The following is a 17,937-nucleotide window of genomic DNA, read 5'->3' on the forward strand; positions in this document are numbered from 1 at the left end:
ACGGGCGGTCCGTAGCCGCCGCGATTCGCCCTACAGGTTTCCGGTCACCATGTGTATGGGGATGACCGCGAATTGTGGGGGAGGATTCACGGGGGCGATCGGCGCGGATCTCGGATCTGCTGATCGCCGGGGTCGCTACGGGCGTGCTGTCGGCGGTTCTCGTGCTGCAGTTCGCGCTGCCTGCCGGGCTGGGTGTGAAGAAGGCCCGGCACACCTTCGAGACGCTGCCGCACGCGCTGATCTCGCCGGTGCTCCCGCAGCGGTCGGTCATCCTGGCCGCCGACGGGTCGAAGCTCGCGACGTTCTACTACGAGAACCGCGTCGAGGTGCCGCTCGCCAAGGTGGCCCCGATCATGCGCCAGGCGATCATCGCCATCGAGGACAGCCGCTTCTACCACCACGGGGCGCTCGACGCGAAGGGCATCGTGCGGGCGCTGGTCGCCAACCTCAGCGCGGGCACCGTCATCCAGGGCGGTTCCACGCTCAGCCAGCAGTACGTCAAGAACGCCCTCGCCGAGACGGCGACCACCGCCACGGCGCGCCGGGAGGCGCTCGAACCCACCGCGGTCCGCAAACTGCGCGAACTGCGGCTCGCCGTCGCCCTGGAGAAGCACCTCACCAAGGACCAGATCCTCGAGCGGTATCTCAACATCGCCTACTTCGGCGACGGCGCGTACGGCGTGGAGGAGGCGGCGCGGCACTACTTCCGGGTGCACGCCGCCGACCTGACCCTCGTCCAGGCGGCGACGCTCGCGGGGATCGTACGGGCGCCGCAGACGTACAACCCGCACCTGCACCCGATGCGCGGCCGGGAACGCCGCGACACCGTCCTCGACCGCATGGCGCAGCTGAAGGTGATCACGCCGCAGCAGGACACGGAGACGAAGGCCCTGCCGCTCACGCTGCGGATCACCGGCACGCCGAACGGCTGCGTGGAGAGCTCGGCGCCGTTCTTCTGCGACTACGTCCAGCGGGAGATCCTGGCCAACCGGGCGTTCGGCAAGACGGCGCAGGAACGCCGGTTCCTGCTGCAGCGGGGCGGTCTGCAGATCCACACCACGCTTGAACCCCCCATGCAGAAAGCCGCCCAACGTGCTCTGAACCACTACGTACCGCCCAACAACAAGTCGGGTAAGGCGGCTGCCGAGGTTCTCGTCCGGCCGGGGACGGGGGAGATCACCGCGATGGCCGTCGACCGGAAGATGGGCGACAGCACCAAGCGGGGCACCCTGTGGGTGAACCTCGCCGCCGACTCCGACCACGGCTCCAGCCTGGGCATGCAGGCGGGGTCGACGTTCAAGGTGTTCACCCTGGCGGCGGCGCTGGACAAGGGCATGGCGTTCGGGGACCAGCTCGACGCGCCGAAGTCGTTCGTCCCCACCGGCTTCCGGAACTGCGCCGGAGACCGGGTCGGCGACCCCAACGTCTCCCTCGGCAACGCGGCCGACGGGGAGGGCGGGAAGAAGTTCACGCTCGTGACCGGCACCTGGCATTCGGTGAACACCTTCTTCCTCACGCTGGAGCGCAAGGTCGGGCTGTGCGCGACGTACAAGATGGCCAATCGCCTGGGCATGCGCCGGGCCACCGGGGAGAAGCTGGAGCAGTACCCGTCGTTCACGCTCGGGTTCAACACCGTCTCGCCGCTGCGGCTCGCGGCCGCGTACGCGGCGTTCGCGGCGCGCGGCCGCTACTGCCGCCCGATCGCGATCACGCGGATCGACGGGCCGACCGGATCGCTGCCGGTGCCCCGCGCCAAGTGTCACCAGGCGATCGACAAGGGCGTCGCCGACGCGGTCAGTCACGTGCTCCAGGGGGTGCTGACCAAGGGCACCGCCAAGGGCAATGACATCGGGCGGCCGGCGGCCGGCAAGACGGGGACGGTCGACAACTTCTCGGCCGCCTGGTTCGCCGGTTACACCCCTGACATGGCCAGCGCCGTGTGGGTCGGCGACCCACGGGGCGGATACAAGCATCCGCTGCGCGACGTCTGCCTGGGGGAGGCCTGCTACGGGGAGGTGTTCGGCGCGGACGTGCCCGCGCCGATCTGGCGGGAGACGATGGAGGCCGCGCTGCGAGGGGTCCCGGAGCACGGCTTCCACGGCCCGCCCGGGGACTACTTCCGGAAGGGGAACGGCGAGGAGGAGGACAAGGACAAAGACAAGGACAAGAAGGACAAGAACGACAAGGACGCGGCCGGGGACCAGGACGGGACGGAGCCGCCGCGCGAGCCGGACGGCCGGACACCGCGCCCCATCATCAAGGGCTTGCCGTTCTTCTGGCCGTGGCTCCCGGAGTGAGCGTGATGTGTGTTGCATTCGACGCGTATGGGGGATCCGGTGGCGTTTTGTTAGGGCAGTGAGATCCGTCCGGGACCGGTTCGTCGTACGCTGACCCCGTGCCATCTGGGGGTAGCCCGCAGCGAGACGCCATGGGGATCATCGGGCGTCTCGCGGGCTCCGGTGTCATCGCCGGAGTGCTCGTGGCGCTGATCGCCTTCTCCACCGTCGGGGTGGCCGGCATCGGCGCGCGTAACGGCGCGAACTGGTTCGAGGACATCCCCGGCGATCTGCGCACCCCACCGGTCGCGCAGCGCTCGGTGATCCTGGCCGCCGACGGGTCGAAACTCGCGACGTTCTACTACGAGAACCGCCTGGACGTGCCCCTGAACAAGGTGGCGCCCATCATGCGCAAGGCGATCCTCGCCATCGAGGACAACCGCTTCTACGAACACGGCGGGCTCGACTTCAAGGCCACGGTGCGCGCCCTCGCCAGCAACCTCGCCGCCGGGCAGGTGACGCAGGGCGGGTCGGGCATCACCCAGCAGTACATCAAGAACCTTCTCGTCGAGACCGCCGACACCGACGCGGAACGCCAGGAGGCCCGGGCGGAGACGCCCGCGCGGAAACTCCGCGAGCTCCGCTACGCCGTGGCGATCGAGAAGCAGCTCACCAAGGACCAGATCCTCGAGCGGTACCTCAACATCGCCTACTTCGGCAGCGGCGCGTACGGCATCGAGGCCGCCTCCCGGCACTACTTCGGCAAGCCCGCCACCCAGCTCTCCCTCGCCGACGCGGCGCTCCTCGCCGGCGTCGTCCGCTATCCGTACGCCTACGACCCGACGGTCAACCCGGGCCTGGCCATCCAGCGGCGCAACACCGTGCTGGCTCGCATGCGCGAGCTCGGCTGGATCCCCGCCGCCACCGCGTCGGCCGCCCAGCGGGCGCCCCTGAACCTGCACGTCAAGTCGACCCCGAACGGCTGCGTGGAGAGCTCCGCGCCGTTCTTCTGCGACTACGTCGAACGCGAGATCCTCGACGACCCGGCCTTCGGCGCCACCGCCAAACAGCGGCAGCGACTGCTCCAGCAGGGCGGGCTGACCATCCGGACGACCCTGGACCCCCGGATGCAGCAGGCCGCACAGCGCGCGGTCGATCACTATGTGCCGCAGAAGAACTCCAGCCGCAAGGCGGCCGCCGAGGCCCTCGTCGAGCCGGGCACCGGCCAAATCAAGGCCATGGCCGTCGACCGAAAATTGGGGCCCAGTGAGCAGCGAGGCAAGACCTGGGTCAACTTCGCCGCCGACTCCGACCACGGCACCAGCATCGGCATGCAGGCCGGGTCCACCTTCAAGATCTTCACGTTGGCGGCCGCCCTGGATCAGGGCATGCCCTTCGGCCACCGCCTCATGGCTCCCGACCACTACACCCCGACCGGGTTCCGCGACTGCGACGGACGGTCGGTGAACTCCAACGAGTCGCTGGGCAACGCCGGCGACGGCGAGGGTGGCCGGACGTTCAGCCTCGTCACCGGCACGTGGCACTCGGTCAACACGTTCTTCCTCCGGCTGGAGAAACAGGTCGGCCTCTGCGACACGGTCAAGATGGCCGAGAAGCTCGGCATGCGGCGCGCCGACGGTTCCGCGCTGCAGCAGTACCCCTCGTTCACGCTGGGCTTCAACACGGTCTCGCCAGTGCGCCTGGCGGCCGCGTACGCGGCGTTCGCGGCGCGCGGCGAGTACTGCAAGCCGATCGTCCTGACGAAGATCACGGACACGGCCGGCCACGAGCTGAAGGTTCCGAGCGCCGGCTGCCATCAGGCGATCGACAAGGGCGTCGCCGACGCGGTCAACCACGTGCTGCAGGGCGTGCTCACCAAGGGCACGGCGGCCGGCATGGGCATCGGCCGCCCCGCCGCGGGCAAGACCGGCACCGTCGACGGGTTCTCGTCGGCCTGGTTCGCCGGGTACACGCCCGACCTGGCGAGCGCGGTCTGGGTCGGCGACCCGCGCGGCGGCTACCGGCACCCCCTGCGGGACGTCTGCCTGGGCGGCAGCTGCTACGGCGAGGTGTTCGGCGCGGACATCCCCGCGCCCATCTGGCGGCAGACGATGCTCGGCGCGCTGGAGGACGTGCCCGAGCACGACTTCCACAGCCCGCCGAGCGACTACTACAGCGAGGGCTCCGGTGAGGACCGCGTCCAGGTCCCCGACGTGCTCGGCCTCAGCCCGTCGGAGGCCGCCTCCCGGCTGACCGCGGCGGGCTTCGACGTGAGCTTCGGGCCGCGCGTCGACTCCGACACGTACGCCAAGAACACCGTCGCGCGTACCTCGCCCGGTGCCGGCGCGTCGGTCGAGCCCGGCGAGACGGTCACCATCTACGTCAGCAAGGGCGCGAAGAAGCAGCCCAAGCCTCCGATCACGCCGCCGCCCGGCGGGCCCAGCTTCCCGCCCGTGCCGACGCCTCCCGGCGGGCCTCCGGTGGGCCGGACTCCCAACGGCCTCTGATTCGCACGGCCCCTGACGCGATCCGCGTCGGAAGGGCGGCGGCCGGTCCACGCGTCCGTACATTTCGGGCGTATGACGTAATTCACCGCATTGTGTGAACGCGGCGACTTTTAGTGCTTAACGGGTGGGAAGCGATGAACCGCTCCCAGAACCTCAGATCTGTCCGCAATCCCTTCACTGCGTCGTGACGGCTTTCTACGGTGATCGAATCCTGACGGTACGCAATCACAAAGGAGACGACGTGGGCGCTCCCCCGCAACAGCCCACCGTGCGAAGCCTCGTACCCGCGCGGATCGATCGGCTGCCTTGGTCACGCTTTCACACCCGGATGATCGCCGCCCTCGGCGTGGCCTGGGTGCTCGACGGGCTGGAAATCCAGATCGCCAGCATCGTCGGACCAGTTCTGCAACACGCCGGAACCCTGCACCTGACCTCGCAAGAGGTGGGGTTCTCGGCGACCATCTACCTGATCGGTGAGGTGGTCGGCGCGCTGGTGTTCGGCCGGCTGTCCGACAAGCTCGGACGGCGCAAGCTGTTCATCGCCACCCTCGGGCTCTACCTCGTCGCCAACGGTCTGACCGCGTTCTCGTTCAACTACGCGAGCTTCCTCGCCCTCCGCTTCATCGCCGGAATGGGCATCGGTGGCGAGTACGCGGCGATCCACTCCGCGATCGACGAACTGATCCCGGCCAAATATCGCGGCCGGGTCGACTTGGCGGTCAGCGGCACCTACTGGTTCGGCGCGATCATCGCGTCGCTGAGCGAGTACATCCTTCTCAACAAGGACATCCTTCCCGACAACTGGGGTTGGCGGGTCGGCTTCTTCATCGGCCCGATCCTCGGCCTGGCGATCTGGGGGCTGCGCCGCACGCTTCCGGAGAGCCCCCGCTGGCAGCTCGCCCACGGGCAGGCGGAAGAGGCGGAGAAGACCGTCGCGCTGATCGAACGCGAGGTCGAGGCCTCCGGCAAGACCCTCGAGCCGGTCGACCCCGACAAGTACATCGAGGTGCGCCCGCAGGAGTCGGTGTCGTTCCTCCAGGTCGCGCGGATCCTGTTCCGGCAGTACCCCTCGCGGTCGGTCCTCGGCGCCACGCTGATGATCAGCCAGTCGTTCCTCTACAACGCGATCTTCTTCACGTACGGCCTCGTGCTCAAGCACTTCTACGGAGTCTCCGACCACGACGTGGCGAAGTACTTCTTCGCCTTCGCGGCCGGGAACCTCCTGGGCCCGCTGCTGATCGGGCGGCTGTTCGACACGATCGGCCGCAAGCAGATGATCGCCGGGACGTACCTCGTATCCGGCGCGCTCCTCGCGGTCAGCGGCTACCTGTTCAAGATCGGCAGTCTGACGGCGTTCACGCAGACGGCGCTCTGGACGGTGATCTTCTTCATCGCCTCGGCGGCGGCCAGCTCCGGCTACCTCACCGTGAGCGAGATCTTCCCGATGGAGCTGCGTTCCCAGGCGATCGCGCTGTTCTTCGCGATCGCCCAGGTCTTCGGGGCGCTCGGCCCGACGATCTTCGGGTCTCTGATCGGTGACCAGGACCACCCGGACCGGGGCAAACTGTTCATCGCCTACCTCATCGCGGCGGGCGTCATGGGCATCGCCGGAGTCGTCGCCGCGATCTTCGGCGTGAAGTGCGAGGGGGCGTCCCTGGAGGACATCGCCACTCCGCTCAGCGCGATCAAGAAGGTGCCTGAGCGGCTCGCCGAGTCCCTCGACGACATCGAGGCGGGACCCGGCCCAGCGCCGGCGGTCTGACGCCGTACTGGCGGGCTGAGAATGTACGGTCCCGCGCCGGAGTCCTCCGGCGCGGGACCGTCGTCGTTCGGCAGGGAGCGGTCAGCGGGGGAGGCCGACCGATTTCTCCGGGGGCATGATGACGCCGCCGGAGGCGTTCAGCCGGGCCTTCGCCGCCGGGCCGCGCCAGGCGCGGACGTCGGTGCCGGCCGGGGCGTGGCGGGCGATGTAGTCGGCGTAGACCGTGAACCAATCCTGCGCGGTGTACGGCGACCAGCCGTGCTGCTTGGCGCGGCCGTACACGAACGTCGCGTCCGCGGTGGGCGACGTGCGCACGTCGAGGGTCTGCTGCAGCAACTGCACGGCGTCGTTGAGGAAGTAGGTGTCGGTGTCGCCGACGTAGACGTAGAGCTTGCCCTGGAGCTTCGGGCCGAGGGTCGGCCATTCGGCGGCGAGCTTGGCGCTCAGGTCCATCGGCTTCCACCGCGCGGCGACGGCGGGGTCGATCGCACCCGTCCGCTTGTCCCAGGCGAGCGCCGGATAGCCGTCCGCGCCCTGCGGGCCGTACACCGCCTCCCAGATCGCCCAGGCGCCCCCGGACCGGTCACGGTCGCCGCGCGCCAGCTCCCAGAGGTTCTCCTGCGCCATCACGTAGTTGGTGTCGCCGGCGACGTTCCGGCTGTCCGGACGGGGCGTGCGGTCCCAGTCGCGGATCGTGTCGTAGGCGTTCGCGTCGCCGTACACGTTGACGATCTGGTGACGGTGGAAGTCGACCGGATCCGGATAGCCCGCGAACGTCCCGCCGTACACGTCCGGATAGAACACCTGGCTGGCGAGGGCCTCCCAGCCGCCGGTCGAGCCGCCCGCCGTGATCCGCGCCCAGGGCGCCGCGATCGTGCGGAACCGGGCGTCGAGCGCGGGGATCAGCTCCTTGGTCGTGGCGTCGCCGTACGGGCCGAGGTTCGCGGAGTTCACCACGTACGAGGAGTCGTAGAAGGGGTTCTCCTCACGGACCTCCACGCTGATGAACCGAGGTGCGCTCCCCGACATCCACCACTTGGAGAAGGCATTGCCCTGGTCCTCGCGGAACCCGTGCGGCGCGTTCGTCGTGAAGTGCGCGAAGTGGTACTCGACCGGGTACCGCGTGTTCCCGGAGGCGTCGTAGTCGGCGGGCAGGAGCACGTTCGCGCCGACGTACATCGGCTGTCCCCAGAATTTCGTCAGGGACGGGCTGAGGATCTTGATGTGCTTGACGTGCGGCGTGTCCGCCGGGTTGCCCTGCTGGCAGGTGCCGCCGGCCGGCACCGGCTCGGCGGGCGTGATCAGATGGTCCAGGTTCAGCCGGATCGTCCCGGAGCTCCTCGGAGCGACGTCGATCGTCTGCGGCGTGCCGTACATGTTGCCGGGCGAGTTGAACAGATCCTGTCCGTCGCCGCACGGCATGTGGAGCTTCACGGTCGAGCCGTCGGCGCGGTGGAACGTCGTGTACACGTTGAAGAACGCCTGCACCGTGTAGCGCCCCGACGGCAGGTCGCGCAGCCGCTCCAGGGGATAGCCGTACGCCTGGCCGTCCACGTACGCGGTGCGGCCAGGCTTCAGGCCGTCGACGTCCCGGCCCCAGAAGGGCACGCCGCCGGTGATGTCGATCTGCTCACGCGGCTCCGCCGTGTTCTTACGGGAGACCACGACGTACACACGGCCGTCGGCGGCGGCCTGTCGGAGGGACGAGGGGAACGATACGGCGAATCGCAGCGACGGATGAGCGTCATCGGCGGCGGCCGTTCCGGCCCCCACCAGCAGCATCAGGCCGGCCACGCCAAGGGCACGAGCACGCACGGGCGTGCCTCCTCTTGATCAAACTTGAGGTTACGGCGTGGACGATGTCATGGATTCGGCCACTACGGAATGGGTCTTCGGTGAATACTCCGTTCGTGGCCGGTTCAGGACGGGTCGAGGCCGCGGCGGGCGCGCAAGGCACGGTCGGCGGCGGAGAACAGCCGGTCGATCACGATGCCGATCACCAGGATCACGATCATGATCGCGATCATGTCGGGTGCGTCGATGTTCTCCCGGGCGTACTCCAGGCGGACGCCGAGCGACGTGTGATGCCCGATGATCACCAGTAGCTCGCCCGCCATCAGGCTGCGCCACGCGAACGCCCAGCCCTGCTTGAGCCCGGTCACGAACGCCGGAAGCGACGCGGGCAGGATCAGATGCCGGTACAGCGCGAAGCCGCGCAGCCCCAGGATCTTCCCCGCCCGCAGCAGGATCGGCGGCGTGTAGTCGACGCCCGCGATCAGGCCGTTGGCGATCGACGGCGCCGCGCCGAGCACGATCACGAACATGATCGCGCTCTCGCTGAGCTGGAACAGCAGGATGGCGAGCGGGAACCAGGCGATCGAGGGCATCGTCTGCAGCCCGGTGATCAGCGATCCGAACGCCACCCGCAGGAACCGCACGCGCGACACCACGGCACCGATCACCGCGCCGACGAGGATCGCGAGCGCGAACCCGATCACGGCCCGGCGCATGGTCAGGCCCAGCCCCGACCAGAACGCCGACTCGCTCAGATCCTTGCCCAGCTGAGGGAAGACCTGCGCCGGTCCGGGGAGGACGTACGTCGGCTTCCAGCCGCTGAGGACGACGAGTTCCCAGGCGCCGATCGCGATGGCGACCGCGGCGAGCACCGGCCACACCGACGACCAGGCCCGGTGCAGCAGACCGGGGCGGGAGCGCGCCGCCATCTCCAGCGCGTCCAGCCCCGCGATCTGACGGTCGAGTACGTCGGTTCCGGCCGGTGAACCGCTCTTCGGGATGTCATGATCCATGACGGCCGACCTCCTCGCGCAGCCGATCGGTGATCCGTCCCGCGAGGGTCGCGACCTCGCCGGAGTCGATGCGCCGGGGACGATCCAGCGGCACGGGGAACTCCTCGACCACGCGGCCGGGACGGCTGGACAGCAGGACGACACGGTCGCCGAGGCGTACGGCCTCGCGCACGTTGTGCGTGACGAACAGCACGGTCAGGGAGCGCTCGGACCAGATGCGTTCCAGCTCGTCGTGGAGCAGGTCGCGGGTCATCGCGTCGAGCGCGCCGAACGGTTCGTCCATCAGCAGCACGTCGCTGTCCTGAGCGAGGGCCCGGGCGATGGCCACGCGCTGGCGCATCCCGCCGGACAGCTCGTGCGGCCGCTTCTTGCCGAAGTCCTCGAGATGCACGACCTCCAGCAGTTCGGCCGCCTGCCGCCGGCGTTCGGCCTTCGGAACGCCGCGGGTGCGCAGGGCCAGCTCGACGTTGCCGGCGACGGTCAGCCACGGGAACAGCGCGGGCTCCTGGAACATCAGGCCCACTCGTGCTCCGCCGACGTCGATCGTGCCGAGCGTCGGCCGGTCCAGCCCGGCGACCAGCGACAGCAATGTGCTCTTGCCGCATCCGGACGCTCCCAGGATGCAGACGAACTCCTCGGGCGCGACCGACAGCGACACCTGGTCCAGAGCCAGGAGCGCGCCGCCGCCGGTGCCGTACGCCTTGGAGACACCCTCGATCCGGACCGAAGGCGCGGTCGTGCGCCGCGGATCCTCTGTCGTCACAGCCATGTCTTCTCCCTCGGGTGAGCGTCCTGTCAGGACTCGCTCACCGCCGGCTTGCCCTTGGACTTCAGGACCTCGTTGAGCGGGCCGAGGTCGTAGATGCCCTTGAGGTCGACGTGGTCCAGCAGGCCGACCGCCTCGGCGTGCTGGGCGCTCGCGTTCAGCGACGACGCGATGGGGTCGTTGGTGAAGGTGACGTTCTTGAACGTGGCGTCCAGGGCGGCCTGCTTGAGCGGCTTGCCGGTCAGGGAGGCCAGTTCGGTGTTCGCGGACTGCTCCGCGCCGGCCTTGTCGGAGTTGATGTAGTCGGTCGCCTCGACCTGCGCCTCGAGCAGCTTCTTCACCAGGTCGGGGTGCTTCTTCAGGAACTCGGTGCGCACGATCAGGTTGGTGATCACGAACTTGCCGCCCGGCCACAGCGAGGCCTCGTCGACCAGCTTCTTGCCCTTGTCCTCCAGGACCAGCCGGGAGGCGTACGGCTCCGGCACCCACGCCCCGTCGATCTGACCCTGCGCGAACGCCTGCAGGGTCTGGGAGTTGTCCTGGGGGACGACGTGGACGTCGCCGCCGCCGGCCTTGTCCGTCTTGAGGCCCTGCTGCTTGAGCCAGTAGCGCAGGGCGACGTCCTGGGTGTTGCCGAGCTGCGGAGTGGCGATCTTCTTACCGCGCAGATCGGCGGCGGACTTGATGGACGGCTTGACGATCAGGGCGGCGCCGCCACTGGCCGCACCAGAAATGATCTTTATGGCCTGGCCGTGCGATTTCACGAAGGCGTTGATGGCGGGGTTCGGGCCGACGTATGTCGCGTCCACCGCGCCGGAGAAGATCGCCTCGGTGGCGGCCGGACCGGCGTTGAACGTCAACGTTTTCGGCGCCTTGCCGAGGTACTTGGTGAAGATCCCCTTCTGCACGCCGACGAGCGCCGTGGCGTGGGTGATGTTCGGGAAGAAGCCGAGCTTGACGGTGGTGTCGTCGCCGGAGGAGGAGCCGGATGCCTTGTCGCCGCCGCCGCACGCGGTGAGCAGCCCGGTGCCGGCGAGGAGGGCGAGGGCGAAGGCCGCGGACCGCGGTTTCATTGCGACTCCCATTTTGTCGATCGAACAGGTCTGTTTGGTCGCTTAAGTAGACAAGGCGCACGAAGTAAGCGTCAAGTAGCCGCGATACGGGTGTAACCGGCCAACTACGGGGCGAAGGGGTGCCAGCTGGGCGCTCGTCGATGAAGGCGGGGCATCCCGTGGCGCGATCCGGCCACCGGAGGCCGCCGCAGGACGAGAAAGGCGCAACGGGGGTGGCGTTGCACGACCGCCCTACCCGGGTTGGCTAGGCTCAGGGCGGAAACGTTTGGCAGTGATCACAAGGAGCTCAAGTGTCGTCGATCGATGCCGTACACGCTCGGGAGATCCTCGACTCGCGTGGTAACCCCACAGTCGAGGTGGAAGTGCTGCTCGACGACGGCAGCGAAGCACGCGCCGCGGTGCCCAGTGGCGCCTCGACCGGCCAGTTCGAGGCGGTCGAGCTCCGCGACGGCGGCGAGCGCTACAACGGCAAGGGCGTCGAGAAGGCCGTGCTCGGCGTGCTCGACGAGATCGCCCCCGAGATCCTGGGCTACGACGCGGACGACCAGCGCCTGATCGACCAGGCGCTCATCGACCTCGACGGCACCCCGGACAAGTCCCGCCTCGGCGCCAACGCCATCCTCGGCGTCAGCCTGGCGGTGGCCAAGGCGGCGGCGAAGGCGGCGAACCTCCCGCTGTTCCGTTACGTCGGCGGGCCCAACGCCCACCTGCTGCCGGTGCCGATGATGAACATCCTCAACGGCGGCGCCCACGCCGACACCAACGTCGACATCCAGGAGTTCATGGTCGCGCCGATCGGCGCGTCGACGTACAGCGAGGCGCTCCGCTGGGGCGCGGAGACCTACCACGCCCTGAAGGCCGTGCTCAAGGGCCGCGGGCTCGCGACCGGACTCGGCGACGAGGGCGGCTTCGCCCCCGAGCTGCCGAGCAACCGCGACGCCCTCGACCTGATCCTCGAGGCCGTCCAGCGGGCCGGCTTCCGGCCGGGCACCGACATCGCGCTCGCCCTCGACGTCGCCGCGACGGAGTTCCACTCCGACGGCGCGTACGCCTTCGAGGGTGGCAAGCGGTCCGCCGAGGAGATGGCCACCTACTACGGTAAGCTGCTCGACGCGTACCCGCTCGTCTCCATCGAGGACCCCCTGTCCGAGGAGGACTGGGCCGGCTGGAAGGCCCTCACCGACGCCGTGGGGTCCCGCGTTCAGATCGTCGGCGACGACCTGTTCGTGACCAACCCCGAGCGTCTGCAGCGCGGCATCGACGCCGGCTCGGCCAACGCGCTCCTCGTCAAGGTCAACCAGATCGGCACGCTGACCGAGACCCTCGACGCGGTGAACCTCGCCCACATGAACGGCTTCCGCACGATGATGAGCCACCGTTCGGGCGAGACCGAGGACACCACGATCGCCGACCTGGCGGTGGCCGCCGGCTGCGGCCAGATCAAGACGGGCGCCCCGGCGCGGAGCGACCGGGTCGCCAAGTACAACCAGCTGCTGCGCATCGAGGAGCTCCTCGACGACGCGGCGCGATACGCCGGTGCGGCGGCCTTCCCCCGGTTCAGCTGGGAGTAAGAGCCCGCTCCGATGGCCGAGGCGAAGCGGCGACCGCCTGAGCGGAACGCCAGGGATGCGCGGCGGACTCATCTGACGAGTCGCGCCGCGATCCTGGCGGTCGTCGCATGCGCCATCGCCCTGAGCCTCGCCTATCCCGTCCGGGAGTACATCGCCCAGCGCCGGGAGATCGCCCAGCTTCGCGTGCAGCAGCGTGTGGCGCAGGCTCAGGTCCAGCAGCTCTCCCAGCAGAAGCAGCGGCTCGGCGACGAGTCGTACATCAAACGGGAGGCCCGCCGCCGGTTGCACATGTGCGACCCGGGGGCGAAGTGCTACGTGGTGCTGGGCGGGGGCCAGAGCGGCGGCCAGGACGCCGGTCACAAGCGTCGGCCGCCCACCCCGCCCTGGTACGTCACCTTGTGGCGGTCGGTGGACGCGGCCGATCGCCATCGCTGACCGCGTACCCTTTCAGGCGGCATTCGGACTCGGCCGGCATCCTGACGCGGTCTGTATGTGAATTCGGCCGGTATTCGGATTCGGCGCAGCGCCTGCGGCGACGCTCGGCGATGCGAGGTCGAGTGGGTGCCGGCTCGGTTCCAGAGTCGTGGGTTCGGGCGGTGGCCGAGTTCGTCGGCTCCGCGGGTTCTGGCCGGGCCTGGTCGGAGAGGGCGCACGTTCGACAGGGCAGGATTCGGTGGATGCAGGTTCCGGCGGTGCGGCGTATGCCGGCAGGCGGGACCTGTCGGGTGACTCCGGAGGACGTACCGGTGATCGATGAACGCGACGTCGCGGCGGTGACCGCACAGCTGGGCCGCGAACCGCGGGGGGTGCGGGCGGTCGCGCATCGCTGCCCTTGCGGACTGCCGGACGTCGTCGAGACCGCGCCGCGACTGCCCGATGGCACGCCTTTTCCGACGTTGTTCTACCTGACCTGCCCCAAGGCGGCCTCGGCGATCGGCACGCTCGAGGCCAGTGGGCTGATGCGCGAGATGACGGCCCGGCTGGCCACCGACCCAGAACTGGCCGCGGCGTACGAGGCCGCACATCGCGACTACCTCGATCGTCGTGATGCCGCCGCCGAGGAAGAGGGCGTCGAGCCGCTCCCCGCCGGAATGCAGAGCGCGGGTGGCATGCCGGCCCGGATCAAGTGCCTGCACGCCCTCGTCGCCCACGAACTCGCCGTACCCGGGGCGAATCCCTTCGGGCGGGAGGCGCTGGAGGCGCTGCCCGAGTGGTGGCGTACCGGTCCATGTGCGGCTTCCGGCCCGAGTCCGGCTTTGAGCGGTCCCGAAGGTGAACGGTCTTCGCAAACTGGTGACACAGAGAGTCAAGGACTGTCATGATCTGTGTTGCGCTGGGGGTGGCGGCCGGAACGGACGCCGTGGGGGCGCCGAGCCCGGGTGGCTCGGCCGGAGGTGACGGAGCGCGGCGCCGCCGCGCCGACGAGGTGCGCCTGGAGGCGAACGAATCGTGAGCACAGCGACACGCGTCGCGGCGGTCGACTGCGGTACGAACTCGGTTCGTCTGCTCATCGCCGACATCGCGGACGGTCGGCTGACCGACCTCGAACGGCGAATGGAGATCGTCCGTCTCGGGCAAGGCGTCGACGAGACCGGCCGGCTGGCTCCCGAAGCGCTCGACCGCACATTCGCCGCCATGCGCGGTTACGCGAAGCTGATCGCCGCACACGACGTCGCCGGCACCCCGATCAAGACGAGGGTCGTCGCCACGAGCGCCACCCGTGATGCGACCAACCGCGACGACTTCGTCCGCGGCGTCGTCGACATCTTCGGAGTCGAACCCGAAGTGATCTCCGGCGAGGAAGAGGCGCGCCTCTCGTTCATCGGCGCGACCAAGGACCTGTCGTCGCTACGGCCCATGCGTCCGTACCTCGTCGTCGACATCGGCGGCGGCTCCACCGAGTTCGTCTTCGGAACCACCGAGGTGGAGGCCGCACGCTCGGTCGACATCGGCTGTGTGCGGCTCACGGAGCGGCACCTCCGCTCCGATCCGCCCTCACCGGAACAGGTCGCCGCGGCGGTCGCGGACATCGACGCCGCCCTCGCCAGCGTGCGTTACGGCGAGGCGGAGCCGGAGGCGGTGAGTCCGAACGGGCTCTCCGTCCGCGGTCCGGCCGGCCCGGCCGCCGCCGATCCGGCGGTGAGCGCTCGCGTCGGCACCGACGCCGCACCCCCGCGCGAACCCGTCGCCGACCAAGCCCCCGGTGGCCTCCCCGCCGTTCCCGTCACCGAGGCGCGCACCCTCGTCGGTCTGGCCGGGTCGGTGACCACGGTGGCGGGCATCGCACTCGGCCTGCCCGAGTACGACTCGGAGCGCATTCACCTGTCTCGTATCCGGGCGCGGCAGGTGCACGACGTGACGCGGACGCTGCTGCGCTCGACGCACGACGAGCGCAGCCGGATCGGCGTGATGCACCCTGGGCGGGTGGACGTCATCGGCGCCGGAGCGCTCATCCTCGACCGCATCATGCGCGAGTACGCCTTCGCCGACCTTGTCGTGAGCGAGCGGGACATCCTCGACGGCATCGCCTGGTCGCTGGTCTGAGGGAATGCCGGGCGTTATGTCGGAGGGTGCGGCTGGTGGGATGTCGGAGGGTACGACTGGTGGGATGAACGCCCCCTTTGTTCCCCCGGGGTCCGGGCATCCCGAGGATCCGGCCACCCCCGAGACACCCGTCGCGCGGACCTCCGAGGACGTCCGCGTCCTCGCGGCCGCCGCGCCCACGCTCACCGAACTCGTGGCCCGGCAGTCGGTGTGCCGCGCCTGCCCCCGTCTCGTCGAGTGGCGCGAACAGGTCGCGGTCGAACGCCGCCGGGCGTACGCGGACGAGGAGTACTGGGGACGGCCGGTGCCCGGCTGGGGCGACCCCGAGCCACGCGTCCTCATCGTCGGTCTCGCACCCGCCGCCCATGGCGGCAACCGCACGGGACGGATCTTCACCGGCGACCGTAGCGGTGACTGGCTCTTCGCGTCGCTGTATCGGACCGGGCTGGCGGCGATCCCCACCAGTACCCATGCCGGCGACGGCCAGCGGCTGCTCGGTGCCCGTGTCGTCGCATCGGTACGCTGCGCGCCGCCCGCCAACAAGCCGACGACGGCCGAACGCGCCGCCTGCTTCCCCTGGCTGGCGCGGGAACTGCGGTTCGTGGCCGACACGGTCCGGGCGATCGTCGTCTTGGGCGGGTACGGCTGGCAGGCGCTGTGGCCGGCGTTGAACGAGGCCGGGTACGCGCTGCCCAGACCTCGGCCCGCGTTCGGTCACGGAGTCGAGGTTCCGCTGACCGCGCCAGGTGGCGGATCGACCCTCCTCCTGGGCTGCTATCACCCGAGCCAGCAGAACACCTTCACCGGGCGGGTCACCGAGGAGATGCTCGACGCCGTGTTCCTCAGGGCCCGGGAGTACGCGGAGCCGACAGGGGACCGGTCCGGCTGAGTCTTCCCGGCAGGGGCTGCGAGAGCGCGCTACGCCCTGCGGTGCGCGTGTACGGGCCCAGGACGGCGCTCGCGTGTTGAGTCGGGGTGAGGAGTCGGCTCGATGGTGAGAGAGCCCGGCCGGGCGAGTGACGGGCGGAGCGATGCCCAGTGGAGCCCCCGCTTCCACTGGACAGCCCCCGTGGCCCCGCCGGTCACTCGGCTCGGCTTCTTTCTCCCTGTTTGACGCGGCATCAGGCCAAGTGGTTCGTGCGTGATGCGATTCACAAGGCCGCCTCTCCCATCGTGGATCGTCCAGGAGTACGGTGAAAGCGTAGGTTGTGAAAACTTTCACAAAGTGCGGCGCAGTTTCGGGAGGATCCCATGGGTACCGGAACCGGTATGGCCAAGCACGTGCTCATCGTCGGTGGCGGCTACGTCGGCATGTACACCGCTCTCCGCCTGCACAAGAAGATGCGGCGAGAGTTCAAACGCGGTGAGCTCGAGATCACGGTCGTCGATCCGCAGTCGTACATGACCTACCAGCCGTTCCTGCCGGAGGCGGCGGCGGGCAACCTCGAGCCACGGCACGTCGTGGTCCCGCTGCGACGTGTGCTGCCGCGAGCGACGATCCTCAACGGCCGTGTCACCCGCATCGAGCACACGAACCGTCAGGCGTGGGTCGAGATCGTGGGCAGTGCCTCCGCGGAGGGGATCGGCGGCGGCCAGGCGGACCGGTCGCCCGAGACGCGCGTGCTGTCCTACGACACCCTCGTCTTCTGCCCGGGATCGATCTCCCGAACGCTGCCGATTCCCGGCCTCGCCGAATGTGGCATCGGTTTCAAGACGGTGGGTGAGGCGATCTACCTGCGCAACCACGTCCTCGCCCAGCTCGACATCGCGGCATCCACCGCGAACCCGCAGACACGGAAGCGCGCCTTGACCTTCGTTTTCGTGGGCGGCGGCTTCGCGGGCGTCGAGGCGCTGGCCGAGCTCGAGGACATGGCCCGCGACGCCTGCGAGTATTACCCGAACATCGAGCCGTCCGACATGCGGTGGATCCTCGTCGAGGCGAGCGACCACATTCTGCCGGAGGTCGGTGCGGACATGGGGCGGTGGACCGTCGAGGCGCTGCGTCAGCGCAGTATCGCGGTCAAGCTCGAGACGCTCCTCAAGTCCGCCGAAGACCATCACATCGTCCTCAGCGATGGAGAGGAATTCGACGCCGGCACCCTAGTTTGGACGGCCGGCGTGAAGCCCAATCCCGTTGCCAAGCGGACTGATCTTCCGATCGATGAGAAGGGTCGAATCAAGGCGACCGCCGAATTGACGGTGGAAGGCGTGCCTGACGCGTTCACCGCAGGCGACACCGCGGCCGTCCCCGACCTGACGAAACCCGGTGAGTTCACCGCGCCGAACGCTCAACACGCGGTTCGGCAGGCCAAGACTCTGGGAGACAACGTTGTCGCGTCGCTGCGGGGCGGGCAACTGCAGCCTTACAAACACGCATATGCCGGATCAGTCGCGAGCCTCGGTCTGCACAAGGGCGTCGCTCAGATCTACGGGATCAAGATGCGTGGTCTCCTCGCATGGTTCATGCACCGTACGTACCACCTGTCCCGGGTGCCGACCTTCAACCGCAAGACGCGGGTGACGGCCGACTGGACTCTCGCCGTCTTCTTCAAGCGTGAGGTCGTGTCACTCGGCGCCATCCAGCGGCCACGCGAAGAGTTCGAGCTCGCGGCGCGGAAAGACTGAGCGGTA

14 protein-coding genes are annotated in these 17,937 nt (G+C 69.2%); 10 read left to right on the forward strand and 4 right to left on the reverse strand.

Going from position 1 to position 17,937, the window contains the following annotated elements; all coding sequences use genetic code 11:
* The first annotated feature begins 74 nt into the window (after positions 1–74).
* From ACQP2O_RS07085 to ACQP2O_RS07095, 3 genes are all read left to right on the forward strand, one after another.
* On the forward strand, positions 75–2,297 hold the full coding sequence (locus tag ACQP2O_RS07085; RefSeq protein WP_433181025.1) for a transglycosylase domain-containing protein: 2,223 nt from the start codon (positions 75–77) through the stop codon (positions 2,295–2,297).
* A 98-nt stretch (positions 2,298–2,395) separates the two neighbouring features.
* A complete protein-coding gene (locus tag ACQP2O_RS07090; protein WP_433181027.1) occupies positions 2,396–4,783 on the forward strand; it encodes a penicillin-binding protein in 2,388 nt (795 codons plus the stop codon).
* 241 nt (positions 4,784–5,024) lie between these two features.
* Positions 5,025–6,545 (forward strand): MFS transporter, encoded by a 1,521-nt coding sequence (locus ACQP2O_RS07095; protein WP_433181029.1) that lies wholly within the window; start codon positions 5,025–5,027, stop codon positions 6,543–6,545.
* Between the two features lie 81 nt (positions 6,546–6,626).
* Here ACQP2O_RS07095 and ACQP2O_RS07100 read toward each other — a convergent pair whose 3' ends face one another.
* The 4 genes from ACQP2O_RS07100 to ACQP2O_RS07115 all read right to left on the reverse strand — a co-directional run bounded on the left by ACQP2O_RS07100 (position 6,627) and on the right by ACQP2O_RS07115 (position 11,191).
* A complete protein-coding gene (locus tag ACQP2O_RS07100; protein ID WP_433181030.1) occupies positions 6,627–8,360 on the reverse strand; it encodes an alpha/beta hydrolase-fold protein in 1,734 nt (577 codons plus the stop codon).
* Positions 8,361–8,464: 104 nt separating this feature from the next.
* Positions 8,465–9,352, reverse strand: coding sequence for an ABC transporter permease (locus ACQP2O_RS07105; RefSeq protein ID WP_433181031.1), 888 nt, complete (start codon positions 9,350–9,352; stop codon positions 8,465–8,467).
* Positions 9,342–10,121: an ABC transporter ATP-binding protein gene (locus ACQP2O_RS07110; RefSeq protein WP_433181032.1), complete on the reverse strand. Its 780-nt coding sequence runs from the start codon at positions 10,119–10,121 to the stop codon at positions 9,342–9,344. The genes ACQP2O_RS07105 and ACQP2O_RS07110 overlap by 11 nt, the downstream gene beginning before the upstream one ends.
* A gap of 26 nt (positions 10,122–10,147) precedes the next feature.
* Positions 10,148–11,191, reverse strand: coding sequence for an ABC transporter substrate-binding protein (locus ACQP2O_RS07115; RefSeq protein WP_433181034.1), 1,044 nt, complete (start codon positions 11,189–11,191; stop codon positions 10,148–10,150).
* A 290-nt stretch (positions 11,192–11,481) separates the two neighbouring features.
* Here ACQP2O_RS07115 and eno point away from each other — a divergent pair, with 290 nt between their 5' ends.
* The 7 genes from eno (at position 11,482) to ACQP2O_RS07150 (ending at position 17,931) form a co-directional block, all read left to right on the forward strand.
* A complete protein-coding gene (gene eno / locus ACQP2O_RS07120; protein ID WP_433181036.1) occupies positions 11,482–12,762 on the forward strand; it encodes a phosphopyruvate hydratase in 1,281 nt (426 codons plus the stop codon).
* A gap of 12 nt (positions 12,763–12,774) precedes the next feature.
* Entirely contained in the window at positions 12,775–13,197 is a 423-nt protein-coding gene (locus ACQP2O_RS07125) for a septum formation initiator family protein (protein WP_433181037.1), read from the forward strand.
* 266 nt (positions 13,198–13,463) lie between these two features.
* Entirely contained in the window at positions 13,464–14,084 is a 621-nt protein-coding gene (locus ACQP2O_RS07130) for a DUF501 domain-containing protein (protein WP_433190953.1), read from the forward strand.
* Complete coding sequence (locus tag ACQP2O_RS07135) at positions 14,081–14,215, forward strand: hypothetical protein (protein ID WP_433181039.1); 135 nt, start codon at positions 14,081–14,083, stop codon at positions 14,213–14,215. Before ACQP2O_RS07130 ends, ACQP2O_RS07135 begins: the two co-directional genes overlap by 4 nt.
* Entirely contained in the window at positions 14,212–15,306 is a 1,095-nt protein-coding gene (locus ACQP2O_RS07140; protein WP_433181041.1) for an exopolyphosphatase, read from the forward strand. The genes ACQP2O_RS07135 and ACQP2O_RS07140 overlap by 4 nt, the downstream gene beginning before the upstream one ends.
* A 64-nt stretch (positions 15,307–15,370) precedes the next feature.
* Positions 15,371–16,195, forward strand: coding sequence for a uracil-DNA glycosylase (locus tag ACQP2O_RS07145; RefSeq protein ID WP_433181042.1), 825 nt, complete (start codon positions 15,371–15,373; stop codon positions 16,193–16,195).
* Positions 16,196–16,557: 362 nt separating this feature from the next.
* Positions 16,558–17,931: an NAD(P)/FAD-dependent oxidoreductase gene (locus ACQP2O_RS07150; protein ID WP_433181044.1), complete on the forward strand. Its 1,374-nt coding sequence runs from the start codon at positions 16,558–16,560 to the stop codon at positions 17,929–17,931.
* The last annotated feature ends 6 nt before the right edge of the window (positions 17,932–17,937 follow it).

Source organism: Actinoallomurus sp. CA-150999 (assembly GCF_050942425.1).
GTDB lineage: Bacteria > Actinomycetota > Actinomycetes > Streptosporangiales > Streptosporangiaceae > Actinoallomurus.